The following is a 24,627-nucleotide window of genomic DNA, read 5'->3' as shown; positions in this document are numbered from 1 at the left end:
AAAAATACGAATGGGTGCAAAATGGCATCTGAATCGATCGCAGTTTGGCATTCGAATCGATCATGATTTGGCATCCATCTCCGATCACAGTTTGGCATCACAATCGATCACGATTTGGCATACTTCCGATCATTGATTGGAATTCGCCAGTCACTCCGGGAATTAACTCTTTTCACCACAGTCTCCATTGCCGTGTTTAAACCAGTGGAGACGTCAATGTCCAAAAAGAGAAAATCCAGGAGCACTATGGAAACTTGTTTTAAGATCCTTCAGCTCAAGTTCGATAAGAAGCTGACTAACCGTTGTATCGGACTGACGTTACACATCAGCGCCTCAACCGTTTTTGAGGTTCTTGCCCGCTTCAAAGCCTCTTCTCTGTCATGGCCATTACCTGCGGATATATCCCATGACACGCTGGAGAAACTCATTTTCCCGCCCAAAGACACCTCTGCGTCAGAGCTTGTTATGCCTGACATGCTGTACTTCGATACGGAAATGAGAAAACCTGGCGTGACGCGCCAACTGTTGTGGATGGAATACAAGGCACAGGCGGGTGACAAAGCGATGGGATACTCACACTTCTGCCGTTGCTACCGGAAGTGGAAAAAAACGCGACGCCTCTCCATGCGACAGGAGCATCGTGCTGGCGAAAAGCTCTTTATCGACTTCTGTGGTCCTACGGTCCCTGTTATTAATCCGGACACCGGAGAGATACGCCGCGTGGCAATCTTCGTGGCTGTAATGGGGGCGTCCAACTATACCTATGTTGAAGCGTGCGAAGGTCAGGACATGATGTCATGGTTAAATGCCCACAGCCGTTGCCTGACCTTCCTGGGCGGCGTACCGAAGCTGCTCATCCCCGATAACCTCAGAAGCGCAGTGAAAAAAGCCGATCGCTATGAGCCTGTCATCAACGACAGTTATCAGGCGCTGGCTGAGCACTATGGCACGGTTATTATCCCGGCCCGCCCGCGCAAACCTAAAGATAAACCAAAAGCAGAAAACGGCGTCCTCATCGTCGAGCGATGGCTTCTTGCCCGCATCCGTAATGAAACCTTCCACACGCTCAGGGCGCTGAATGCACGCCTTCGGGAGTTGCTGACGGACATGAATAACCGACCAATGAAGGGATACGGTAATCAAACCCGCGCAGAACGCTTCCGCATGCTGGATGCACCAGCACTCTCTCCGCTGCCTCTGGAGCCTTATGAATACACGGAATACAAAGCCGTGAAGGTTGGCCCTGACTACCACGTTGAATATGCCCGTCACTGGTACTCCGTTCCACACGAACTGGTCGGTCAGCGTCTGTCACTGAAGGTGGGGCAGTCGGTGGTACAGCTCTGGCACAAGGGGCAGTGTGTGGCGCAACATCCGCGCAGCACACATGAATATAAACACACAACCAATCCGCTTCACATGCCAGAACGCCACCGGCGGCATGGGACATGGACACCGGAACGCCTTATCGAGCAGGGAAACCGTACAGGTCCGTCCACAGGCCGGGTGGTTGAATCCATGCTGAAAGCCAAACCCCATCCGGAGCTGGCTTACCGTGCAGTCCTGGGTCTGCTGGCACTTCAGAAAAAATACGGCCCGGAACGGCTGGAAAAGGCCTGTTACGTTGCCCTGCACTATAACGCCCCGGACAGACGCTTTATCGACAATCTGCTGCGTCATCATCGGGATAACGTTGAGCTTCCGTTATCCCGCCAGGGCGAACAACATCCGGCATATGCTTCAGAGCATGAAAACCTGCGTGGTCCTGGCTACTACCACTGACAGAAGGAACAACCGTATGAGTGATAATCTGTTAAACAAACTGACCCAACTGAAACTCCCGGCGATGGCCGGGAGCCTGATACGGCAACGGGAAACGCCTCAGACTTACGACGAACTGTCGTTCGAGGAAAGGCTGACACTGCTGGTTGATGACGAGCTTCTGAGCAGAGAAAACAGTCGTGTGGCACGGTTGAGAAAAAATGCCTGCCTGAAATATCAGGCAACACCGGAAGGGCTGCGTTATCCGGCCTCAAGAGGTCTGCGGGCTGAACAGATGAGGGAACTGCTGAACGGCCACTACATAATCCACAGGAAAAACCTACTGATAACCGGTCCGACAGGATGCGGTAAGAGCTGGATAGCCAATGCGCTGGGCGAACAGGCATGTCGACAGAAATACAGCGTCCGGTACTGTAGAACCGGGCGATTACTGGAACAGTTGGCTCAGGGACGTGTTGATGGCAGTTGGCTGAAATATCTGAAACAGTTGCAAAAAATACAGGTTCTAATCCTGGACGATCTGGGGCTGGAACAGTTAAGTAACGCCCAGTGTAATGACCTTCTGGAGATCACAGAGGATCGTTACGGACAAAGCAGCACGATAGTGGTAAGCCAGTTCCCGGTAGATAAATGGCATGGTCTGATGGAGAACCCAACAACAGCAGATGCCATCCTGGACAGACTGGTACATAACTCACACAGAGTGGTCCTTCAGGGAGAGTCCCTGAGGAAAAATCCCCCTACAGTGGAAAGCAGCGAAAAAACGAGTTAAAAAGCGGTAGAAAAAGTTAAGTTCCCGGTTGATCGAATGGATGCGAATCGCTGATCGAACTTCGATGCCAATCCGTGATCGAATAGAGCGGAATACGCAAATGGGAATAAAACGCATTACCGCTATTTCTTTAATCAGCGAAGATCCCCTCGCTGATTAAAATATTTAGAGAAAGACAGGGAAGGCGGAATGATGGCACTGATATGACAAAGTGAATTCCGTATTCAAACATAAGGAACCCGCAAAAAGGCTACAGTTGCCTACTGGCTGACCAAAGGGGACCGCGTGGGTATAGCCTTCCTGCTGGCATGCGCGATCGGCGATCCCGCGACTGACATAACGATCGGTATGGGCATGCTGCAAAAAAGCCTGGTCATAAACCAACCGTACAATACCTGTTGCCGCGTCAACTTCGCTCACATGGGCTTGGCGAGTAACCGTACACCCCGCCAGCGTTATTAATGAAAGAGTCAGAATCAGAAGTCTCATGGTCCAGCCAGAAGAGTAAGAGAAAGCACTATTTTACGCGTTACAGCGCTGCGACAATGGCCGGAAAAGACGCCTGGCAGGCGCTATTTCTTGCCATCTGTAGGTGTCAGAAATAGGGGGGCTGTTTTTTGATTATCATTTTTATAACATTAAAGGGGTATTTATGTGATTTGTATCACATAAAGATTGATTTTTGTGATGGTTGTCATATTATAAGCGCAAAGACAATAACACCTGTATAACAAATGGTCGGAGTGCCGCGATGAAACTGCGCAAAATCCTGAAAAGTATGTTCAATAACTATTGCAAGACGTTCAAAGACGTACCGCCAGGCAATATGTTCCGATAACAAAAAACCTGCTCCGGCAGGTTTTTTTGTGTCCTGATGACGGTGGATGTGACTATCGCTGAAGATGTGAAGCCGCTACTATAACGGCTTTCAAAATGCTATCAGGAGTTTACGATGTCCCAGCCGCTGAATGCCGATCAGGAACTGGTTTCTGATGTGGTTGCTTGCCAGTTGGTTATCAAACAAATTCTGGATGTTCTCGATGTAATCGCGCCCGTTGAAGTTCGTGAAAAAATGTCCAGTCAGCTGAAGAATATCGACTTTACTAACCATCCCGCCGCCGCAGACCCGGTCACCATGCGGGCAATCCAAAAAGCCATCGCGCTTATTGAACTCAAGTTTACCCCACAGGGTGAATCCCATTAAAAAAACCGCTGCTTCAAACAGATGAGGCAGCGGTTTCTCAAAACCTTCATCGGCGCAATGCATTAGCGCCGATGATGATCAATGCAGCTGGTGTGACACGACATTCAGAACATGTTGGTCGGTCTGCACAGGGCACATACCCGCAAGTTTCGCACTGCGCACTTCATCAAGAATGGTTTGCAGCAACAGACCATCATGCTGCTGTTCTTTTTCCAGATCGCGCAGGAAATTGACGGTTGAATCATCATTCAGTTCTTTCGCTTCATCGGCTAACTGTGCCAACGTACTAGAACGTTGCTCGTATTCTTCCATCGTTTTTTGGAACAGTTCTTCCAGAGAGTTCAGTTTTTCACCGGGAACATCAATGGCTTTAACGATGGGGGTAGCGCCGACACTCTTCATAAAGTTAAACATGCGCATCATTTGGGTCACATTACTCTGTGCCTGGGCGCGAAGGAAAGTGGCGGTGCCGTTCAGACTCTGTTCAGAACACCAGTTACTCAGGTGAAGGTAGAGATTGGATGCGTAAAACTCGCGGTTCATTTGAGAGTTGAGTTTGAGAAGCATTCCAGCGGTTGCCATACCTAATATCCTTATATCCAGAAGTGGAGAGGTGCAAGATAAATCAAAACACCATAATTACTGTTTGCAGAATAATTCCTTTCTGCCGGTCCGAAATGTGATCGTGGAGTCAATTCTGACGATGATCTGAAATAAGAATAACGTCTGAACGGGTATAAGAAAATGCTTAAATCATCAAGTTTATATATTTTTACATTTCATTGATGAAATCAATGTAACTGCAATGAATTTTAATGATAGTGCTTTTTGTATCTTGTTGATATTAATCAATGAATTTGAATTCATGATGAAGTGATGATTTTATAAAACGTTTTTTCATTTTTGCGAGATGGCTCTCATTATACGTGTTCTGTTAATTAATGAGCACAGTGATAATTAATGGCGAAATGAATGACGTGCATTTTCCACATCTTTGAGTTGCGGTTATTACACCATTTCAAAAACTCAACGCCAGGTAATGCGGCCTATTGACTGGTTAAAAAGAAGACATCCCGCATGGGTACCAAAGACAACAAGGATTTCCAGGCTAATCTTATGGATTAATCTGCTGTGCATTCGACAATTTGTCTGACAAATTGGCTTTCCCTTATGTCTTTTCCCGCTAAATTTATGCACGTTCTCACTGTAATTCTGCGATGTGATATTGCTCTCCTATGGAGAATTAATTTCTCGCTAAAACTATGTCAACACGGTCACTTATCTTTTAGATAAAAGGTAATGCTTTGTTTTCCGATTAATTTAACGAAAGTCATTCGTTTTTGCCCTACACAAAACGACACTAAAGCTGGAGAGAACCATGCACAAATTTACTAAAGCCCTGGCAGCCATTGGTCTGGCAGCCGTTATGTCACAATCCGCTATGGCGGAGAACCTGAAGCTCGGTTTTCTGGTGAAGCAACCGGAAGAGCCGTGGTTCCAGACCGAATGGAAGTTTGCCGATAAAGCCGGGAAGGATTTAGGGTTTGAGGTTATTAAGATTGCCGTGCCGGATGGCGAAAAAACATTGAACGCGATCGACAGCCTGGCTGCCAGTGGCGCAAAAGGTTTCGTTATTTGTACTCCGGACCCCAAACTCGGCTCTGCCATCGTCGCGAAAGCGCGTGGCTACGATATGAAAGTCATTGCCGTGGATGACCAGTTTGTTAACGCCAAAGGTAAGCCAATGGATACCGTTCCGCTGGTGATGATGGCGGCGACTAAAATTGGCGAACGTCAGGGTCAGGAACTGTATAAAGAGATGCAGAAACGTGGCTGGGATGTCAAAGAAAGCGCGGTGATGGCGATTACCGCCAACGAACTGGATACGGCACGTCGCCGTACAACGGGTTCTATGGATGCGCTGAAAGCGGCCGGATTCCCGGAAAAACAAATTTATCAGGTACCTACCAAATCTAACGACATCCCGGGGGCATTTGACGCTGCCAACTCAATGCTGGTTCAACATCCGGAAGTTAAACATTGGCTGATCGTCGGTATGAACGACAGCACCGTGCTGGGCGGCGTACGCGCGACGGAAGGTCAGGGCTTTAAAGCTGCCGATATCATCGGCATTGGCATTAACGGTGTGGATGCGTTGAGCGAACTGTCTAAAGCACAGGCAACCGGCTTCTACGGTTCCCTGCTGCCAAGCCCGGACGTACATGGCTATAAATCCAGCGAAATGCTTTACAACTGGGTAGCAAAAGACGTTGAACCGCCAAAATTTACCGAAGTTACCGACGTGGTGCTGATCACGCGTGACAACTTTAAAGAAGAACTGGAGAAAAAAGGTTTAGGCGGTAAGTAATTTGCCGGAAAAATTCCCCTCTGCATGATGCAGAGGGGGTGTGAACGACCAGTGATTCACGGAGACGTTATGCAACAGTCTACCCCGTATCTCTCATTTCGCGGCATCGGTAAAACGTTTCCCGGCGTTAAGGCGCTGACGGATATTAGTTTTGACTGCTATGCCGGTCAGGTTCATGCGTTGATGGGTGAAAATGGCGCAGGAAAATCAACTCTCTTAAAAATCCTCAGCGGCAACTATGCGCCAACCACGGGTTCTGTAGTGATTAATGGGCAGGAAATGTCCTTTTCCGACACGACCGCAGCACTTAACGCGGGTGTGGCGATTATTTACCAGGAACTGCATCTCGTGCCGGAAATGACCGTCGCGGAAAACATCTATCTCGGCCAGCTGCCGCATAAAGGCGGCATTGTGAATCGCTCATTGCTGAATTATGAGGCGGGTTTACAACTTAAACATCTTGGTATGGATATTGACCCGGACACGCCGCTGAAATATCTCTCCATTGGTCAGTGGCAGATGGTTGAAATCGCCAAGGCGCTGGCGCGTAACGCTAAAATTATCGCCTTTGATGAGCCAACCAGCTCCCTTTCTGCCCGCGAAATCGACAATCTTTTCCGCGTTATTCGTGAACTGCGAAAAGAGGGGCGGGTGATCTTATACGTTTCTCACCGTATGGAAGAAATATTTGCCCTCAGCGATGCCATCACTGTCTTTAAAGATGGACGTTATGTCAAAACCTTTACCGATATGCAGCAGGTTGACCACGACGCGCTGGTGCAGGCGATGGTCGGGCGCGACATTGGCGATATCTACGGCTGGCAACCTCGTAGTTATGGCGAGGAGCGCCTGCGTCTTGATGCTGTGAAAGCACCAGGCGTGCGTACGCCAATAAGTCTGGCGGTTCGCAGTGGTGAAATTGTTGGGCTGTTTGGTCTGGTAGGGGCGGGGCGTAGCGAATTAATGAAAGGCTTGTTTGGCGGGACGCAAATCACCGCCGGTCAGGTTTATATCGACCAACAGCCGATCGATATTCGTAAACCGAGCCACGCCATTGCCGCAGGCATGATGCTCTGCCCGGAAGATCGCAAAGCGGAAGGCATTATTCCCGTGCACTCCGTTCGCGACAATATCAACATCAGTGCCAGACGCAAACATGTGCTCGGCGGTTGTGTAATCAACAACGGTTGGGAAGAAAACAATGCCGATCAGCACATTCGTTCGCTCAACATCAAAACGCCGGGCGCTGAGCAACTGATCATGAATCTCTCAGGCGGAAATCAGCAAAAAGCCATTCTGGGCCGCTGGTTATCGGAAGAGATGAAGGTCATTTTGCTGGATGAACCTACGCGCAGCATTGATGTTGGTGCTAAGCACGAAATATATAACGTAATTTATGCGCTGGCGGCGCAGGGTGTGGCGGTGCTGTTTGCCTCCAGCGACTTACCTGAAGTCCTCGGCGTTGCCGACCGGATTGTGGTGATGCGGGAAGGTGAAATCGCCGGTGAATTGTTACACGAGCAGGCAGATGAGCGTCAGGCACTGAGCCTTGCGATGCCTAAAGTCAGCCAGGCAGTTGCCTGAGTAAGGAGAGTATGATGTCTTCTGTTTCTACATCGGGTTCTGGCGCACCTAAGTCGTCATTCAGCTTCGGGCGTATTTGGGATCAGTACGGCATGCTGGTGGTGTTTGCGGTGCTCTTTATCGCCTGTGCCATTTTTGTCCCAAATTTTGCCACCTTCATTAATATGAAAGGGTTGGGCCTGGCAATTTCCATGTCGGGGATGGTGGCGTGTGGCATGTTGTTCTGCCTTGCTTCCGGTGACTTTGACCTTTCTGTCGCCTCCGTAATTGCCTGTGCGGGTGTCACCACGGCGGTGGTTATCAACCTGACTGAAAGCCTGTGGATTGGCGTGGCAGCGGGGTTGCTGCTTGGCATTCTCTGTGGCCTGGTCAATGGCTTTGTTATCGCCAAACTGAAAATAAATGCTCTGATCACAACACTGGCAACGATGCAGATTGTTCGAGGTCTGGCGTACATCATTTCAGACGGTAAAGCGGTCGGTATCGAAGATGAAAGCTTCTTTGCCCTTGGTTACGCTAACTGGTTCGGTCTGCCTGCGCCAATCTGGCTCACCGTCGCGTGTCTGATTATCTTTGGTTTGTTGCTGAATAAAACCACCTTTGGTCGTAACACCCTGGCGATTGGCGGGAACGAAGAGGCTGCGCGTCTGGCGGGTGTACCGGTTGTTCGCACCAAAATTATTATCTTTGTTCTCTCTGGCCTGGTATCTGCGATAGCCGGAATTATTCTGGCTTCACGTATGACTAGTGGGCAGCCAATGACGTCGATTGGTTATGAGCTTATTGTTATCTCCGCCTGCGTTTTAGGTGGCGTTTCTCTGAAAGGTGGCATCGGAAAAATCTCATATGTGGTGGCGGGTATCTTAATTTTAGGCACCGTGGAAAACGCCATGAACCTGCTTAATATTTCTCCTTTCGCGCAGTACGTGGTTCGCGGCTTAATCCTGCTGGCAGCGGTGATCTTCGACCGTTACAAGCAAAAAGCGAAACGCACTGTCTGATGCTTTTTTCCACAACAATTTAACGTTTTTTCCCACCACAGCCAGCCGCCACAACGGTTGGCTGTTCTTCATTGCAAATGGCGACCCCCGTCACACTGTCTATACTTACATGTCTGTAAAGCGCGTTCTGCGCAAAACAATAAGAAAAGAGAAGGAGGAGAGCCGGGTGACAGAACCGTTAACCGAAACCCCTGAACTATCCGCGAAATATGCCTGGTTTTTTGATCTTGATGGAACGCTGGCGGAAATCAAACCGCATCCCGATCAGGTCGTCGTGCCTGACAATATTCTGCAAGGACTACAGCTACTGGCAACCGCAAGTGATGGTGCATTGGCATTGATATCAGGGCGCTCAATGGTGGAGCTTGACGCACTGGCAAAACCTTATCGCTTCCCGTTAGCGGGCGTGCATGGGGCGGAGCGCCGTGACATCAATGGTAAAACACATATCGTTCATCTGCCGGATGCGATTGCGCGTGATATTAGCGTGCAACTGCATACAGTCATCGCTCAGTATCCCGGCGCGGAGCTGGAGGCGAAAGGGATGGCTTTTGCGCTGCATTATCGTCAGGCTCCGCAGCATGAAGACGCATTAATGACATTAGCGCAACGTATTACTCAGATCTGGCCACAAATGGCGTTACAGCAGGGAAAGTGTGTTGTCGAGATCAAACCGAGAGGTACCAGTAAAGGTGAGGCAATTGCAGCTTTTATGCAGGAAGCTCCCTTTATCGGGCGAACGCCCGTATTTCTGGGCGATGATTTAACCGATGAATCTGGCTTCGCAGTCGTTAACCGACTGGGCGGAATGTCAGTAAAAATTGGCACAGGTGCAACTCAGGCATCATGGCGACTGGCGGGTGTGCCGGATGTCTGGAGCTGGCTTGAAATGATAACCACCGCATTACAACAAAAAAGAGAAAATAACAGGAGTGATGACTATGAGTCGTTTAGTCGTAGTATCTAACCGGATTGCACCACCAGACGAGCACGCCGCCAGTGCCGGTGGCCTTGCCGTTGGCATACTGGGGGCACTGAAAGCCGCAGGCGGACTGTGGTTTGGCTGGAGTGGTGAAACAGGGAATGAGGATCAGCCGCTAAAAAAGGTGAAAAAAGGTAACATTACGTGGGCCTCTTTTAACCTCAGCGAACAGGACCTTGACGAATACTACAACCAATTCTCCAATGCCGTTCTCTGGCCCGCTTTTCATTATCGGCTCGATCTGGTGCAATTTCAGCGTCCTGCCTGGGACGGCTATCTACGCGTAAATGCGTTGCTGGCAGATAAATTACTGCCGCTGTTGCAAGACGATGACATTATCTGGATCCACGATTATCACCTGTTGCCATTTGCGCATGAATTACGCAAACGGGGAGTGAATAATCGCATTGGTTTCTTTCTGCATATTCCTTTCCCGACACCGGAAATCTTCAACGCGCTGCCGACATATGACACCTTGCTTGAACAGCTTTGTGATTATGATTTGCTGGGTTTCCAGACAGAAAACGATCGTCTGGCGTTCCTGGATTGTCTTTCTAACCTGACCCGCGTCACGACACGTAGCGCAAAAAGCCATACAGCCTGGGGCAAAGCATTTCGAACAGAAGTCTACCCGATCGGCATTGAACCGAAAGAAATAGCCAAACAGGCTGCCGGGCCACTGCCGCCAAAACTGGCGCAACTTAAAGCGGAACTGAAAAACGTACAAAATATCTTTTCTGTCGAACGGCTGGATTATTCCAAAGGTTTGCCAGAGCGTTTTCTCGCCTATGAAGCGTTGCTGGAAAAATATCCGCAGCATCATGGTAAAATTCGTTATACCCAGATTGCACCAACGTCGCGTGGTGATGTGCAAGCCTATCAGGATATTCGTCATCAGCTCGAAAATGAAGCTGGACGAATTAATGGTAAATACGGGCAATTAGGCTGGACGCCGCTTTATTATTTGAATCAGCATTTTGACCGTAAATTACTGATGAAAATATTCCGCTACTCTGACGTGGGCTTAGTGACGCCACTGCGTGACGGGATGAACCTGGTAGCAAAAGAGTATGTTGCTGCTCAGGACCCAGCCAACCCGGGCGTTCTTGTTCTTTCGCAATTTGCGGGAGCGGCAAACGAGTTAACGTCGGCGTTAATTGTTAACCCCTACGATCGTGACGAAGTTGCAGCTGCGCTGGATCGTGCATTGACTATGTCGCTGGCGGAACGTATTTCCCGTCATGCAGAAATGCTGGACGTTATCGTGAAAAACGATATTAACCACTGGCAGGAGTGCTTCATTAGCGACCTAAAGCAGATAGTTCCGCGAAGCGCGGAAAGCCAGCAGCGCGATAAAGTTGCTACCTTTCCAAAGCTTGCGTAGGAGCGGTTAATCTCCCGTAAGTGGAACTAACAGCACATCGACCTCACTTGAGGCAATCACTCTTTTCGCCGAGCAGGATGCTCGCGAAAAGAAACTGTGATTGTGATTACCGCAAATCACCAAATCGAAATGATGTTTGTGACATACTTCCAGAATATGTTCGCTTAACTCACCGTAGGCAATAAACGTCTTGTCAACGGGATACCCCGCATCCTGAATTAACTTATCAAGAAAGCTTTGCGTTTCTTCTTGCATCACGCTGCGTAAATCTTCAAGCATCGGCGCGGCTAATTGATTGTACATTTCCGGGTCGGAAGCGAGAGTAATTAAACTGATGTGTCCCTTTACTGGCCTGGCGATAGATACCGCTTTTGCCAGCAGTTGCTGACTTTCCGGTGTAACCGCAACAGCGACAAGAATATTGCTATAGCTCATAACCTGTTCCTTATTCTGTGAACTTCAGGTGACATTAAAGCTTTACTCCTAATGGAGAAACGACGCAATCCCAACTCGGTCAAACAGGTAAATATTAGTCTGATTATTAGTAAAGACAATTAATCAATCACTCCCGGTGATCATATAATTTCAAATGTAATTATAAGAAAATAGTGTACTGATTCTCCGCATTAAACAAGTGGTTAATATATGTAAAACATTTCATTAACATTAAGTTGATTGTTGCCTTTCTTTGTATTTAATTAGTTTGTTGTGCGGTAAGTGTCTGTTTAAAAATAGCTTATCTGGTATTGCATGAAAGTGATTATTTATAGCAGATGATTATTTACGGTGATTTATTTTAACTGTGCGCAACATCCCATTTCGATTATTCCTGTTTCATTTTTGCTTGCTAGCGTAGCGAAAAACTTTTTAACATATTGAAATACACCCAAAACAAAAGTATGACTTATACATTTATGTTAAGTAATTGAGTGTTTTGTGTGATCTGCATCACACATTATTGAAAATCGCAGCCCCCCCTCCGTTGTATGTGCGTGTAGTGACGAGTACAGTTGCGTCGATTTAGGAAAAATCTTAGATAAGTGTAAAGACCCATTTCTATTTGTAAGGACATATTAAACCAAAAAGGTGGTTCTGCTTATTGCAGCTTATCGCAACTATTCTAATGCTAATTATTTTTTACCGGGGCTTCCCGGCGACATCACGGGGTGCGGTGAAACCGCATAAAAATAAAGTTGGTTATTCTGGGTGGGAATAATGCATACCTCCGAGTTGCTGAAACACATTTATGACATCAACTTGTCATATTTACTACTTGCACAGCGTTTGATTGTTCAGGACAAAGCGTCCGCTATGTTTCGTCTCGGCATAAATGAAGAAATGGCGACAACGTTAGCGGCACTGACTCTTCCGCAAATGGTTAAGCTGGCAGAAACCAATCAACTGGTTTGTCACTTCCGTTTTGACAGCCACCAGACGATTACTCAGTTGACGCAAGATTCCCGCGTTGACGATCTCCAGCAAATTCATACCGGCATCATGCTCTCAACACGCTTGCTGAATGATGTTAATCAGCCTGAAGAAGCGCTGCGCAAGAAAAGGGCCTGATCATGAGTGAAAAAAGCATTGTTCAGGAAGCGCGGGATATTCAGCTGGCAATGGAATTGATTACCCTGGGCGCTCGTTTGCAGATGCTGGAAAGCGAAACACAGTTAAGTCGCGGACGCCTGATAAAACTTTATAAAGAACTGCGCGGAAGCCCACCGCCGAAAGGCATGCTGCCATTCTCAACCGACTGGTTTATGACCTGGGAACAAAACGTTCATGCTTCGATGTTCTGTAATGCATGGCAGTTTTTACTGAAAACCGGTTTGTGTAATGGCGTCGATGCGGTGATCAAAGCCTACCGTTTATACCTTGAACAGTGCCCACAAGCAGAAGAAGGACCACTGCTGGCATTAACCCGTGCCTGGACATTGGTGCGGTTTGTTGAAAGTGGATTACTGCAACTTTCCAGCTGCAACTGCTGCGGCGGCAATTTTATTACCCACGCTCACCAGCCTGTTGGCAGCTTTGCCTGCAGCTTATGTCAACCGCCATCCCGGGCAGTAAAAAGACGTAAACTTTCCCAGAATCCTGCCGATATTATCCCACAACTGCTGGATGAACAGAGAGTACAGGCTGTTTAACTGATACGGTGAGGCGCAACATTCCAGCAGCGGTAACGACGTACCGCTGCTTTTTTTGCCCCAATCGCGCGTTAACGCCTGACGACTGAACATCCTGTCATGGTCAACAGTGGAAGGATGATGTCGTGCTTATCTTATTAGGTTACCTGGTTGTTCTCGGTACAGTTTTCGGCGGTTATTTGATGACCGGTGGAAGCCTTGGAGCACTCTATCAACCCGCTGAACTGGTGATTATTGCCGGTGCAGGGATTGGGTCGTTTATCGTCGGCAATAATGGCAAAGCGATTAAAGGCACGCTGAAGGCGCTGCCGTTGCTGTTTCGTCGCTCCAAATACACCAAAGCAATGTATATGGATCTGCTGGCTCTGCTTTATCGGTTGATGGCGAAATCGCGGCAGATGGGGATGTTTTCGCTGGAACGTGATATTGAAAATCCCCGTGAGAGCGAGATCTTCGCCAGCTACCCACGCATCCTCGCGGATAGCGTCATGCTTGATTTTATCGTCGATTATCTGCGTCTGATTATCAGCGGTCATATGAACACCTTCGAAATCGAAGCCCTGATGGATGAAGAGATTGAGACGCACGAAAGCGAGGCAGAAGTCCCGGCGAACAGTCTGGCGCTGGTCGGGGACTCACTTCCGGCGTTTGGTATTGTCGCGGCTGTAATGGGGGGCGTTCACGCGTTAGGTTCAGCCGATCGTCCTGCCGCCGAGCTGGGTGCGCTTATCGCACATGCGATGGTGGGGACTTTCCTCGGCATTTTATTGGCTTACGGATTTATTTCCCCATTAGCGAGTGTTTTACGTCAGAAAAGCGCCGAAACCAGCAAAATGATGCAGTGCGTCAAAGTCACTCTGCTTTCTAATCTGAACGGTTACGCACCGCCTATCGCCGTTGAGTTTGGTCGCAAAACGCTCTATTCCAGCGAACGTCCGTCGTTTATTGAACTGGAAGAGCATGTGCGTGCGGTGAAAAATCCGCAACAACAGACGACAACCGAGGAAGCATGAAGAATCAAGCGCATCCGATTATTGTCGTCAAACGACGCAAAGCCAAAAGCCACGGGGCAGCACATGGATCGTGGAAGATTGCTTATGCCGACTTTATGACTGCGATGATGGCCTTTTTTCTGGTGATGTGGCTGATCTCCATCTCCAGCCCAAAAGAGCTGATTCAGATTGCGGAGTACTTCCGGACTCCACTGGCGACTGCGGTTACGGGCGGCGATCGCATTTCTAATAGTGAAAGCCCAATTCCCGGCGGTGGTGATGATTACACCCAAAGCCAGGGGGAAGTGAATAAGCAGCCGAACATCGAAGATCTGAAAAAACGCATGGAGCAAAGTCGATTGCGGAAATTGCGGGGTGATCTCGACCAGTTGATAGAGTCCGATCCGAAACTGCGGGCGTTACGTCCCCATCTCAAAATCGATCTGGTCCAGGAAGGTCTACGTATTCAGATCATCGATAGCCAGAATCGCCCGATGTTTAGAACCGGCAGTGCCGATGTCGAACCCTATATGCGCGACATTCTGCGTGCCATTGCGCCTGTACTGAACGGTATTCCCAACCGTATTAGCCTTTCAGGTCATACCGATGATTTCCCCTACGCCAGCGGTGAGAAAGGATATAGCAACTGGGAGCTTTCTGCCGATCGGGCCAATGCATCCCGCCGCGAACTGATGGTCGGAGGGTTGGATAGCGGCAAAGTGTTACGTGTCGTCGGCATGGCGGCAACGATGCGCTTAAGCGATCGCGGACCTGATGATGCCGTCAACCGTCGCATCAGCCTGCTGGTACTGAACAAACAAGCCGAACAGGCCATTTTGCATGAAAACGCCGAAAGCCAGAATGAGCCAGTAAGCGCCCTGGAAAAACCTGAGGTTGCACCACAGGTCAGTGTTCCCACAATGCCATCAGCCGAACCGAGGTGACAGCGTGAGCATGGATATAAGCGATTTTTATCAGACATTTTTTGATGAAGCGGACGAACTGTTGGCTGACATGGAGCAGCATCTGCTGGTTTTGCAGCCGGAAGCGCCAGATGCCGAACAATTGAATGCCATCTTTCGGGCTGCCCACTCGATCAAAGGAGGGGCAGGAACTTTTGGCTTCAGCGTTTTGCAGGAAACCACGCATCTGATGGAAAACCTGCTCGATGAAGCCAGACGAGGTGAGATGCAACTCAACACCGACATTATCAATCTGTTTTTGGAAACGAAGGACATCATGCAAGAACAGCTCGACGCTTATAAACAGTCGCAAGAGCCGGATGCCGCCAGCTTCGATTATATCTGCCAGGCCTTGCGTCAACTGGCATTAGAAGCGAAAGGCGAAACGCCATCCGCAGTGACCCGATTAAGTGTGGTTGCCAAAAGTGAACCGCAAGATGAGCAGAGTCGCAGTCAGTCGCCGCGACGAATTATCCTTTCGCGCCTGAAGGCCGGGGAAGTCGACCTGCTGGAAGAAGAACTGGGACATCTGACAACGTTAACTGACGTGGTGAAAGGGGCGGATTCGCTCTCGGCAATATTACCGGGCGACATCGCCGAAGATGACATCACAGCGGTACTCTGTTTTGTGATTGAAGCCGATCAGATTACCTTTGAAACAGTAGAAGTCTCGCCAAAAATATCCACCCCACCAGTGCTTAAACTGGCAGCCGAACAAGCGCCAACCGGCCGCGTGGAGCGGGAAAAAACGACGCGCAGCAATGAATCCACCAGCATCCGTGTAGCGGTAGAAAAGGTTGATCAATTAATTAACCTCGTCGGCGAGCTGGTTATCACCCAGTCCATGCTTGCCCAGCGTTCCAGCGAACTGGACCCGGTTAATCATGGTGATTTGATAACCAGCATGGGGCAGTTACAACGTAACGCCCGTGATTTGCAGGAATCAGTGATGTCGATTCGCATGATGCCGATGGAATATGTTTTTAGTCGCTATCCCCGGCTGGTGCGTGATCTGGCGGGAAAACTCGGCAAGCAGGTAGAACTGACGCTGGTGGGCAGTTCTACTGAACTCGACAAAAGCCTGATAGAACGCATTATCGACCCGCTGACCCACCTGGTACGCAATAGCCTCGATCACGGTATTGAACTGCCAGAAAAACGGCTCGCCGCAGGTAAAAACAGCGTCGGAAATTTAATTCTGTCTGCCGAACATCAGGGCGGCAACATTTGCATTGAAGTGACCGACGATGGGGCGGGGCTAAACCGTGAGCGAATTCTGGCAAAAGCGGCCTCGCAAGGTTTGACTGTCAGCGAAAACATGAGCGACGACGAAGTCGCGATGCTGATATTTGCACCAGGCTTCTCCATGGCAGAGCAGGTCACCGACGTCTCCGGGCGCGGCGTCGGCATGGACGTCGTTAAACGTAATATCCAGGAGATGGGCGGTCATGTCGAAATCCAGTCGAAGCAGGGGACTGGCACTACGATCCGCATTTTACTGCCGCTGACGCTGGCCATCCTCGACGGCATGTCCGTACGCGTTGGGGATGAAGTTTTCATTCTGCCGCTGAATGCTGTTATGGAATCACTGCAACCCCGTGAAGCCGATCTCCATCCACTGGCCGGCGGCGAGCGGGTGCTGGAAGTGCGGGGTGAATATCTGCCCATCGTCGAACTGTGGAAAGTGTTCAACGTCGCGGGCGCGAAAACCGAAGCCACCCAGGGAATTGTTGTGATCTTACAAAGTGGCGGTCGCCGCTACGCCTTGCTGGTGGATCAATTAATTGGTCAACACCAGGTTGTGGTTAAAAACCTTGAAAGTAACTATCGCAAAGTCCCCGGCATTTCTGCTGCGACCATTCTTGGCGACGGCAGCGTGGCACTGATTGTTGATGTCTCCGCCTTGCAGGCGATAAACCGCGAACAACGTATGGCGAACACCGCCGCCTGAATGAGTAAAAAGGTAACAATATGACCGGTATGACGAATGTAACAAAGCTGGCCAGCGAGCCGTCAGGCCAGGAATTTCTGGTATTTACCCTTGGTGATGAAGAGTACGGTATTGATATCCTGAAAGTGCAGGAGATCCGTGGCTACGATCAGGTAACACGGATTGCGAACACGCCAGCGTTTATCAAAGGCGTCACGAATCTGCGCGGCGTTATTGTGCCGATTGTTGACTTACGAATTAAGTTCAGCCAGGTGGATGTGGACTATAACGACAACACGGTAGTTATCGTCCTGAATCTCGGACAGCGGGTGGTCGGCATCGTGGTTGACGGCGTTTCAGACGTGCTTTCATTGACGGCGGAGCAAATTCGTCCGGCACCAGAGTTTGCCGTGACGCTTTCAACAGAATATCTCACTGGACTGGGCGCACTGGGCGACCGTATGTTGATTCTGGTGAACATCGAAAAACTGCTGAACAGCGAAGAGATGGCGCTGTTAGATAGCGCGGCGTCAGAAGTGGCGTAATTCTCCCGATTTCCTCAATTGAAATGAACCCGATGATCTGCGCATCGGGTTTTTTATTTCAATTTCGCGGCGGGTGGCATCAGCAATAAAGTTTCCCCCCTTCTTGCCGATAACGAGATCAACTTGTTTTCAGGAAGGTGCCTTATGATTAACCGTATCCGCGTAGTCACGCTGTTGGTAATGGTGCTGGGGGTATTCGCACTGTTACAGCTTATTTCCGGCAGTCTGTTTTTTTCTTCCCTTCACCATAGCCAGAAGAGCTTTGTGGTTTCCAATCAATTGCGGGAACAGCAGGGCGAGCTGACGTCAACCTGGGATTTAATGCTGCAAACGCGCATTAACCTGAGTCGTTCAGCGGTGCGGATGATGATGGATTCCTCCAATCAACAAAGTAACGCCAAAGTTGAATTGCTCGATAGCGCCAGGAAAACATTGGCGCAGGCAGCGACGCATTATAAAAAATTCAAAAGCATGGCACCGTTACCTGAAATGGTCGCTACCAGTCGTAATATTGATGAAAAATATAAAAACTATTACACAGCGTTAACTGAACTGATTGATTATCTAGATTATGGCAATACTGGAGCTTATTTCGCTCAGCCAACCCAGGGAATGCAAAATGCAATGGGCGAAGCGTTTGCTCAGTACGCCCTCAGCAGTGAAAAACTGTATCGCGATATCGTCACTGACAACGCAGATGATTACCGATTTGCCCAGTGGCAACTGGCGGTTATCGCGCTGGTGGTGGTATTGATTCTGCTGGTGGCGTGGTACGGCATTCGCCGTATGTTGCTTACTCCGCTGGCAAAAATTATTGCTCACATTCGCGAAATCGCCGGTGGTAACCTAGCGAATACCCTGACCATTGACGGGCGCAGTGAAATGGGCGACCTGGCGCAGAGCGTTTCACATATGCAACGCTCTTTGACTGACACCGTCACTCATGTCCGCGAAGGTTCAGATGCCATCTATGCCGGTACCCGTGAAATTGCGGCGGGCAACACCGATCTTTCCTCCCGTACTGAACAGCAGGCATCCGCGCTGGAAGAAACTGCCGCCAGCATGGAGCAGCTCACCGCGACAGTGAAGCAAAACGCCGATAACGCCCGCCAGGCCTCGCAACTGGCGCAAAGTGCCTCCGACACCGCCCAGCACGGCGGCAAAGTGGTGGATGGCGTAGTGAAAACGATGCATGAGATCGCCGATAGTTCGAAGAAAATTGCCGACATTATCAGCGTTATCGACGGTATTGCCTTCCAGACTAATATCCTCGCGCTGAATGCCGCGGTTGAAGCCGCGCGTGCGGGTGAACAGGGCCGTGGTTTTGCCGTGGTGGCGGGTGAAGTGCGTAATCTTGCCAGTCGCAGCGCCCAGGCGGCAAAAGAGATCAAAGCCCTCATTGAAGACTCCGTCGCACGCGTTGATACCGGTTCGGTGCTGGTCGAAAGCGCCGGGGAAACAATGAACAATATCGTCAATGCTGTCACTCGCGTGACTGACATTATGGGCGAGATTGCATCGGCATCGGATGAACAGAGCCGTGGCATCGATCAAGTCGCATTGGCGGTTTCGGAAATGGATCGCGTCACGCAACAGAACGCATCGCTGGTGCAGGAATCAGCTGCCGCCGCCGCTGCGCTGGAAGAACAGGCGAGTCGTTTAACGCAAGCGGTTTCCGCGTTCCGTCTGGCAGCCAGCCCACTCACCAATAAACCGCAAACACCATCCCGTCCTGCCAGTGAGCAACCACCGGCACAGCCACGACTGCGAATTGCTGAACAAGATCCAAACTGGGAAACATTTTGACGAGTATTTACTAACGCGGTCATTGCCGCCTGATGGGGAGCGTTGATGTTTAATCGTATTCGAATTTCGACCACGCTGTTTTTAATTTTGATTCTCTGCGGGATCTTGCAGATTGGCAGTAACGGCATGTCTTTTTGGGCATTTCGCGACGATTTGCAACGACTGAATCAGGTCGAGCAGAGCAATCAGCAACGTGCGGCATTAGCGCAAACTCGGGCGGTAATGTTACAGGCCAGTACCGCGCTGAACAAAGCGGGCACTCTGACGGCACTTAGCTATCCGGCGGATGACATTAAAACGTTGATGACGACGGCGCGCGCCAGTCTGACGCAATCCACCACGCTGTTTAAAAGTTTTATGGCGATGACTGCGGGCAACGAGCACGTCAGGGCATTGCAAAAAGAGACGGAGAAAAGTTTTGCCCGCTGGCACAACGATCTCGAACATCAGGCGACCTGGCTTGAAAGTAATCAACTTTCGGATTTCCTCACTGCGCCGGTGCAGGGATCACAGAATGCGTTTGACGTTAACTTTGAGGCCTGGCAGCTGGAGATCAACCATGTGCTGGAAGCCGCCAGTGCGCAAAGCCAGCGTAACTATCAGATTTCGACACTGGTGTTTATCAGCATGATTATTGTTGCGGCGATCTACATCAGCAGTGCGCTGTGGTGGACGCGCAAGATGATTGTTCAACCACTGGCCATTATCGGTAGCCATTTTGACAGCATTGCTGCGGGTAATCTGGCGCGTCCGATTGCGGTATATGGTCGTAATGAGATCACCGCCATTTTTGCCAGTCTGAAGACCATGCAGCAGGCTTTGCGTGGGACGGTAAGTGATGTGCGTAAGGGAAGCCAGGAGATGCACATTGGTATCGCGGAGATTGTCGCAGGCAATAACGATCTCTCAAGTCGTACCGAACAGCAGGCGGCATCGCTGGCACAAACGGCCGCCAGTATGGAGCAATTAACCGCCACGGTAGGGCAAAACGCCGATAACGCACGACAGGCGTCGGAACTGGCAAAAAATGCCGCGACAACGGCGCAGGCGGGCGGTGTTCAGGTCAGTACCATGACTCACACCATGCAGGAGATCGCCACCAGCTCGCAAAAAATTGGCGACATTATCAGCGTTATCGACGGAATTGCTTTCCAGACCAATATTCTGGCCCTGAATGCGGCAGTGGAAGCGGCTCGCGCCGGAGAGCAGGGGCGTGGTTTTGCGGTAGTGGCAGGTGAAGTGCGCAATCTTGCCAGCCGTAGCGCGCAGGCAGCAAAAGAGATCAAAGGGCTGATCGAAGAGTCAGTCAATCGTGTCCAGCAGGGTTCGAAACTGGTGAATAACGCCGCCGCGACCATGATCGATATTGTCAGTTCGGTGACCCGCGTGAACGACATTATGGGAGAAATTGCCTCTGCGTCGGAAGAACAACAGCGGGGGATTGAGCAGGTTGCACAGGCTGTCAGCCAGATGGATCAGGTGACTCAGCAGAACGCCTCGCTGGTAGAAGAAGCGGCGGTGGCAACGGAACAACTGGCGAATCAGGCCGACCATCTTTCGTCGCGTGTGGCGGTATTTACCCTTGAAGAACATGAAGTAGCACGACATGAGTCGGCGCAGTTACAAATTGCGCCAGTGGTATCCTGAAGTGATTGAGAAGGCGCTATGACTTCATCTCTGCCCTGTGGGCAAACGTCTTTATTGTTACAGATGACCGAGCGCCTGGCGCTTTCCGACGCGCATTTTCGGCGGATAAGTCAATTGATCTATCAACGAGCCGGGATCGTTCTGGCTGACCATAAACGCGACATGGTTTACAACCGACTGGTTCGTCGTTTGCGTTCGCTGGGACTGACGGATTTCGGTCATTATCTGAACTTGCTGGAATCTAATCAGCACAGCGGTGAGTGGCAGGCGTTTATCAATTCGCTGACCACGAATCTGACGGCATTTTTCCGTGAGGCACACCATTTCCCTCTGCTCGCGGATCACGCACGTCGCCGTTCTGGCGAGTATCGCGTATGGAGCGCGGCGGCTTCGACCGGCGAAGAGCCGTACAGCATTGCGATGACGCTGGCTGACACATTGGGCACCGCGCCCGGACGCTGGAAAGTGTTTGCCAGTGATATCGACACCGAAGTGCTGGAAAAAGCCAGAAGCGGTATTTATCGCCATGAAGAGTTGAAAAACCTGACGCCGCAGCAACTGCAACGGTATTTCATGCGAGGGACGGGACCGCATGAAGGGCTGGTACGCGTGCGTCAGGAGCTGGCGAACTATGTTGATTTTGCCCCGCTGAATCTACTGGCGAAACAGTACACCGTGCCGGGGCCGTTTGATGCGATCTTCTGTCGTAACGTCATGATCTACTTCGATCAAAATACCCAGCAGGAGATTTTGCGCCGCTTTGTTCCGCTCCTTAAACCCGACGGATTGCTGTTTGCGGGTCACTCTGAAAACTTTAGCCACCTTGAGCGCCGCTTCACGCTGCGTGGTCAGACGGTGTATGCGCTAAGTAAGGATTAACGATGAGCAAAATCAGGGTGTTATCTGTCGATGATTCGGCACTGATGCGCCAGATCATGACAGAAATCATCAACAGCCATAGCGACATGGAAATGGTGGCGACCGCGCCTGATCCGCTGGTCGCGCGTGACTTGATTAAGAAATTCAATCCCGATGTGCTGACGCTGGATGTTGAAATGCCGCGGATGGACGGACTGGATTTCCTCGAAAAATTAATGCGTTTGCGTCCAATGCCCGTTGTGATGGTTTCTTCCTTGACCGGCAAAGGATCAGAAGTCACGCTGCGCGCGCTGGAGCTGGGGGCAATAGATTTTGTCACCAAACCGCAACTGGGTATTCGCGAAGGAATGCTGGCGTATAGCGAAATGATTGCTGAAAAGGTGCGTACGGCAGCAAAGGCGAGCCTTGCAGCACATAAGCCATTGTCAGCACCGACAACGCTGAAGGCGGGTCCGTTGTTGAGTTCTGAAAAACTGATTGCGATTGGTGCTTCAACGGGTGGAACTGAGGCAATTCGTCACGTACTGCAACCGTTGCCGCTTTCCAGCCCGGCATTGTTAATTACCCAACATATGCCGCCCGGTTTCACCCGCTCTTTTGCCGACAGACTTAATAAGCTTTGCCAGATCGGGGTTAAAGAAGCCGAAGACGGAGAACGTGTCTTGCCGGGGCATGCCTATATTGCGCCGGGCGATCGGCATATGGAACTGGCGCGTAGTGGCGCAAATTATCAAATCAAAATTCACGACGGCCCGGCGGTTAACCGTCATCGGCCTTCGGTAGATGTGTTGTTCCATTCTGTCGCCAAACAGGCGGGGCGTAATGCGGTTGGGGTGATCCTGACCGGTATGGGCAACGACGGCGCGGCGGGAATGTTGGCGATGCGTCAGGCGGGGGCATGGACCCTTGCGCAAAACGAAGCAAGTTGCGTGGTGTTCGGCATGCCGCGCGAGGCCATCAATATGGGTGGTGTCTGCGAAGTGGTCGATCTTAGCCAGGTAAGCCAGCAAATGTTGGCAAAAATTAGTGCCGGACAGGCGATACGTATTTAAATCAGGAGTGTGAAATGGCGGATAAAGAACTTAAATTTTTGGTTGTGGATGACTTTTCCACCATGCGACGCATAGTGCGTAACCTGCTGAAAGAGCTGGGATTCAATAATGTTGAGGAAGCGGAAGATGGCGTCGACGCTCTCAATAAGTTGCAGGCAGGCGGTTATGGATTTGTTATCTCCGACTGGAACATGCCCAATATGGATGGCCTGGAATTGCTGAAAACAATTCGTGCGGATGGCGCGATGTCGGCATTGCCAGTGTTAATGGTGACTGCAGAAGCGAAGAAAGAGAACATCATTGCTGCGGCGCAAGCGGGGGCCAGTGGCTATGTGGTGAAGCCATTTACCGCCGCGACGCTGGAGGAAAAACTCAACAAAATCTTTGAGAAACTGGGCATGTGAGGATGCGACTATGATGCAACCATCAATCAAACCTGCTGACGAGCATTCAGCTGGCGATATCATTGCGCGCATCGGCAGCCTGACGCGTATGCTGCGCGACAGTTTGCGGGAACTGGGGCTGGATCAGGCCATTGCCGAAGCGGCGGAAGCCATCCCCGATGCGCGCGATCGTTTGTACTATGTTGTGCAGATGACCGCCCAGGCTGCGGAGCGGGCGCTGAACAGTGTTGAGGCGTCACAACCGCATCAGGATCAAATGGAGAAATCAGCAAAAGCGTTAACCCAACGTTGGGATGACTGGTTTGCCGATCCGATTGACCTTGCCGATGCCCGTGAACTGGTAACAGATACACGACAATTTCTGGCAGATGTACCCGCGCATACCAGCTTTACTAACGCGCAACTGCTGGAAATCATGATGGCGCAGGATTTTCAGGATCTCACCGGGCTGGTCATTAAGCGGATGATGGATGTCATTCAGGAGATCGAACGCCAGTTGCTGATGGTGCTGTTGGAAAACATCCCGGAACAGGAGTCGCGTCCAAAACGTGAAAACCAGAGTTTGCTTAATGGACCTCAGGTCGATACCAGCAAAGTCGGCGTGGTAGCCAGTCAGGATCAGGTGGACGATTTGTTGGATAGTCTTGGATTTTGATTTGTATTGCCTGATGTGGCGTGACCACGTCATATCAGGCGGTCTGATAAGGCGATGACGCCGCATCCGACAAACGCACACTATGCTTGATGTGTGGCAGCAAAAGCCCTAAATCCCGCCTGTTTTGCCCCTTACTCAAACCATTGAACGCTTTGCGCTCTGGCATCATTTAAGCTTAATACTCTTTCCAGGATTGGCGACGTGTCTGACGAGAGCGACGACAAAACAGAAGCCCCCACACCTCACCGACTAGAAAAAGCGCGGGAAGAGGGGCAAATCCCGCGTTCCCGTGAACTGACCTCGTTGCTGATTTTGTTAGTGGGCGTGTGTGTTATCTGGTTTGGCGGTGTGTCGCTGGCCCGTCGATTGTCGGGCATGCTCTCCGCTGGGCTGCATTTTGATCACAGTATTTATATGAACGCATCCCGTTTGCAAGGCATCCATTGTTTTGACATGACGGGTAGGTTGCAGCTTTATATCCGGCTTTATTGCAGCCGTAACGCTGCGAGCCCCTATGTAATTCGCCGACTC

Annotated in this window: 24 protein-coding genes and 1 pseudogene; 22 read left to right on the top strand and 3 right to left on the bottom strand. The window is 50.3% G+C overall.

Features of this window, described 5'->3' with window-relative positions; all coding sequences use genetic code 11:
* Window positions 1–246 precede the first annotated feature (246 nt).
* Window positions 247–1,782, top strand: coding sequence for an IS21-like element ISSso4 family transposase (gene istA, locus C1P89_RS09335; RefSeq protein ID WP_000447022.1), 1,536 nt, complete (start codon window positions 247–249; stop codon window positions 1,780–1,782).
* Window positions 1,783–1,798: 16 nt separating this feature from the next.
* The gene (gene istB / locus C1P89_RS09330; RefSeq protein WP_001282649.1) at window positions 1,799–2,554 is read left to right on the top strand and encodes an IS21-like element ISSso4 family helper ATPase IstB; all 756 of its coding nucleotides are present in this window, start codon (window positions 1,799–1,801) and stop codon (window positions 2,552–2,554) included.
* Between the two features lie 165 nt (window positions 2,555–2,719).
* Here the strand turns inward: istB and C1P89_RS09320 are convergent, their stop codons facing one another.
* Complete coding sequence (locus C1P89_RS09320; RefSeq protein ID WP_001237869.1) at window positions 2,720–3,043, bottom strand: YecR-like family lipoprotein; 324 nt, start codon at window positions 3,041–3,043, stop codon at window positions 2,720–2,722.
* A 262-nt stretch (window positions 3,044–3,305) separates the two neighbouring features.
* Between C1P89_RS09320 and azuC the strand changes: the two genes are divergently transcribed.
* Both azuC and yecJ read left to right on the top strand, forming a co-directional pair.
* Entirely contained in the window at window positions 3,306–3,392 is an 87-nt protein-coding gene (gene azuC / locus C1P89_RS09315) for a stress response protein AzuC (protein WP_010723106.1), read from the top strand.
* 114 nt (window positions 3,393–3,506) lie between these two features.
* The gene (gene yecJ / locus C1P89_RS09310; protein ID WP_000082127.1) at window positions 3,507–3,758 is read left to right on the top strand and encodes a DUF2766 family protein YecJ; all 252 of its coding nucleotides are present in this window, start codon (window positions 3,507–3,509) and stop codon (window positions 3,756–3,758) included.
* Between the two features lie 78 nt (window positions 3,759–3,836).
* Here the strand turns inward: yecJ and C1P89_RS09305 are convergent, their stop codons facing one another.
* Window positions 3,837–4,340 (bottom strand): non-heme ferritin-like protein, encoded by a 504-nt coding sequence (locus tag C1P89_RS09305; RefSeq protein WP_000179469.1) that lies wholly within the window; start codon window positions 4,338–4,340, stop codon window positions 3,837–3,839.
* 796 nt (window positions 4,341–5,136) lie between these two features.
* On the opposite strand from C1P89_RS09305, the gene araF reads away from it, so the two are divergent.
* The 5 genes from araF to otsA all read left to right on the top strand — a co-directional run bounded on the left by araF (window position 5,137) and on the right by otsA (window position 11,077).
* Window positions 5,137–6,126, top strand: a complete 990-nt coding sequence (araF, locus tag C1P89_RS09300; protein ID WP_000548673.1) for an arabinose ABC transporter substrate-binding protein AraF — start codon at window positions 5,137–5,139, stop codon at window positions 6,124–6,126.
* A gap of 69 nt (window positions 6,127–6,195) precedes the next feature.
* A complete protein-coding gene (gene araG, locus C1P89_RS09295; protein ID WP_001187814.1) occupies window positions 6,196–7,710 on the top strand; it encodes an arabinose ABC transporter ATP-binding protein AraG in 1,515 nt (504 codons plus the stop codon).
* Between the two features lie 14 nt (window positions 7,711–7,724).
* Complete coding sequence (gene araH, locus C1P89_RS09290) at window positions 7,725–8,711, top strand: arabinose ABC transporter permease AraH (protein ID WP_000100203.1); 987 nt, start codon at window positions 7,725–7,727, stop codon at window positions 8,709–8,711.
* A 166-nt stretch (window positions 8,712–8,877) separates the two neighbouring features.
* The gene (otsB, locus tag C1P89_RS09285; RefSeq protein WP_001295645.1) at window positions 8,878–9,678 is read left to right on the top strand and encodes a trehalose-phosphatase; all 801 of its coding nucleotides are present in this window, start codon (window positions 8,878–8,880) and stop codon (window positions 9,676–9,678) included.
* Window positions 9,653–11,077: an alpha,alpha-trehalose-phosphate synthase gene (gene otsA, locus C1P89_RS09280; protein ID WP_001295646.1), complete on the top strand. Its 1,425-nt coding sequence runs from the start codon at window positions 9,653–9,655 to the stop codon at window positions 11,075–11,077. Before otsB ends, otsA begins: the two co-directional genes overlap by 26 nt.
* A gap of 6 nt (window positions 11,078–11,083) precedes the next feature.
* Here the strand turns inward: otsA and uspC are convergent, their stop codons facing one another.
* Window positions 11,084–11,512 (bottom strand): universal stress protein UspC, encoded by a 429-nt coding sequence (gene uspC, locus C1P89_RS09275; protein ID WP_000122426.1) that lies wholly within the window; start codon window positions 11,510–11,512, stop codon window positions 11,084–11,086.
* 780 nt (window positions 11,513–12,292) lie between these two features.
* Between uspC and flhD the strand changes: the two genes are divergently transcribed.
* The 13 genes and pseudogenes from flhD to C1P89_RS09210 all read left to right on the top strand — a co-directional run.
* The gene (flhD, locus tag C1P89_RS09270) at window positions 12,293–12,643 is read left to right on the top strand and encodes a flagellar transcriptional regulator FlhD (RefSeq protein WP_001295647.1); all 351 of its coding nucleotides are present in this window, start codon (window positions 12,293–12,295) and stop codon (window positions 12,641–12,643) included.
* 2 nt (window positions 12,644–12,645) lie between these two features.
* Window positions 12,646–13,224 (top strand): flagellar transcriptional regulator FlhC, encoded by a 579-nt coding sequence (gene flhC, locus C1P89_RS09265; protein WP_001291603.1) that lies wholly within the window; start codon window positions 12,646–12,648, stop codon window positions 13,222–13,224.
* Between the two features lie 125 nt (window positions 13,225–13,349).
* Complete coding sequence (gene motA, locus C1P89_RS09260; RefSeq protein ID WP_000906331.1) at window positions 13,350–14,237, top strand: flagellar motor stator protein MotA; 888 nt, start codon at window positions 13,350–13,352, stop codon at window positions 14,235–14,237.
* Window positions 14,234–15,160, top strand: coding sequence for a flagellar motor protein MotB (motB, locus tag C1P89_RS09255; protein WP_000795616.1), 927 nt, complete (start codon window positions 14,234–14,236; stop codon window positions 15,158–15,160). The genes motA and motB overlap by 4 nt, the downstream gene beginning before the upstream one ends.
* 4 nt (window positions 15,161–15,164) lie before the next feature.
* Window positions 15,165–17,129 carry a chemotaxis protein CheA gene (cheA, locus tag C1P89_RS09250; protein ID WP_011310187.1) on the top strand — a complete coding sequence of 655 codons (1,965 nt, stop codon included), beginning with the start codon at window positions 15,165–15,167 and terminating at the stop codon, window positions 17,127–17,129.
* Window positions 17,130–17,149: 20 nt separating this feature from the next.
* The gene (gene cheW, locus C1P89_RS09245; protein ID WP_000147302.1) at window positions 17,150–17,653 is read left to right on the top strand and encodes a chemotaxis protein CheW; all 504 of its coding nucleotides are present in this window, start codon (window positions 17,150–17,152) and stop codon (window positions 17,651–17,653) included.
* Window positions 17,654–17,797: 144 nt separating this feature from the next.
* Window positions 17,798–19,459: a methyl-accepting chemotaxis protein II gene (tar, locus tag C1P89_RS09240; RefSeq protein ID WP_001324928.1), complete on the top strand. Its 1,662-nt coding sequence runs from the start codon at window positions 17,798–17,800 to the stop codon at window positions 19,457–19,459.
* Window positions 19,460–19,504: 45 nt separating this feature from the next.
* Window positions 19,505–21,106 carry a methyl-accepting chemotaxis protein IV gene (gene tap, locus C1P89_RS09235; RefSeq protein ID WP_000483231.1) on the top strand — a complete coding sequence of 534 codons (1,602 nt, stop codon included), beginning with the start codon at window positions 19,505–19,507 and terminating at the stop codon, window positions 21,104–21,106.
* Window positions 21,107–21,124: 18 nt separating this feature from the next.
* On the top strand, window positions 21,125–21,985 hold the full coding sequence (gene cheR / locus C1P89_RS09230) for a protein-glutamate O-methyltransferase CheR (RefSeq protein WP_000204335.1): 861 nt from the start codon (window positions 21,125–21,127) through the stop codon (window positions 21,983–21,985).
* A 2-nt stretch (window positions 21,986–21,987) separates the two neighbouring features.
* Window positions 21,988–23,037: a protein-glutamate methylesterase/protein glutamine deamidase gene (gene cheB / locus C1P89_RS09225; RefSeq protein ID WP_000036371.1), complete on the top strand. Its 1,050-nt coding sequence runs from the start codon at window positions 21,988–21,990 to the stop codon at window positions 23,035–23,037.
* 14 nt (window positions 23,038–23,051) lie between these two features.
* Window positions 23,052–23,441: a chemotaxis response regulator CheY gene (gene cheY / locus C1P89_RS09220; RefSeq protein ID WP_000763867.1), complete on the top strand. Its 390-nt coding sequence runs from the start codon at window positions 23,052–23,054 to the stop codon at window positions 23,439–23,441.
* Between the two features lie 10 nt (window positions 23,442–23,451).
* Entirely contained in the window at window positions 23,452–24,096 is a 645-nt protein-coding gene (cheZ, locus tag C1P89_RS09215) for a protein phosphatase CheZ (protein WP_000983603.1), read from the top strand.
* Between the two features lie 201 nt (window positions 24,097–24,297).
* Window positions 24,298–24,534, top strand: a pseudogene (locus tag C1P89_RS09210) (EscU/YscU/HrcU family type III secretion system export apparatus switch protein); the annotation flags it as partial.
* Window positions 24,535–24,627: the final 93 nt, after the last annotated feature.

The sequence above is a fragment of the Shigella sonnei genome, assembly GCF_002950395.1.
GTDB lineage: Bacteria > Pseudomonadota > Gammaproteobacteria > Enterobacterales > Enterobacteriaceae > ECMA0423.
This window is presented reverse-complemented; position numbering and strand designations above follow the sequence as displayed.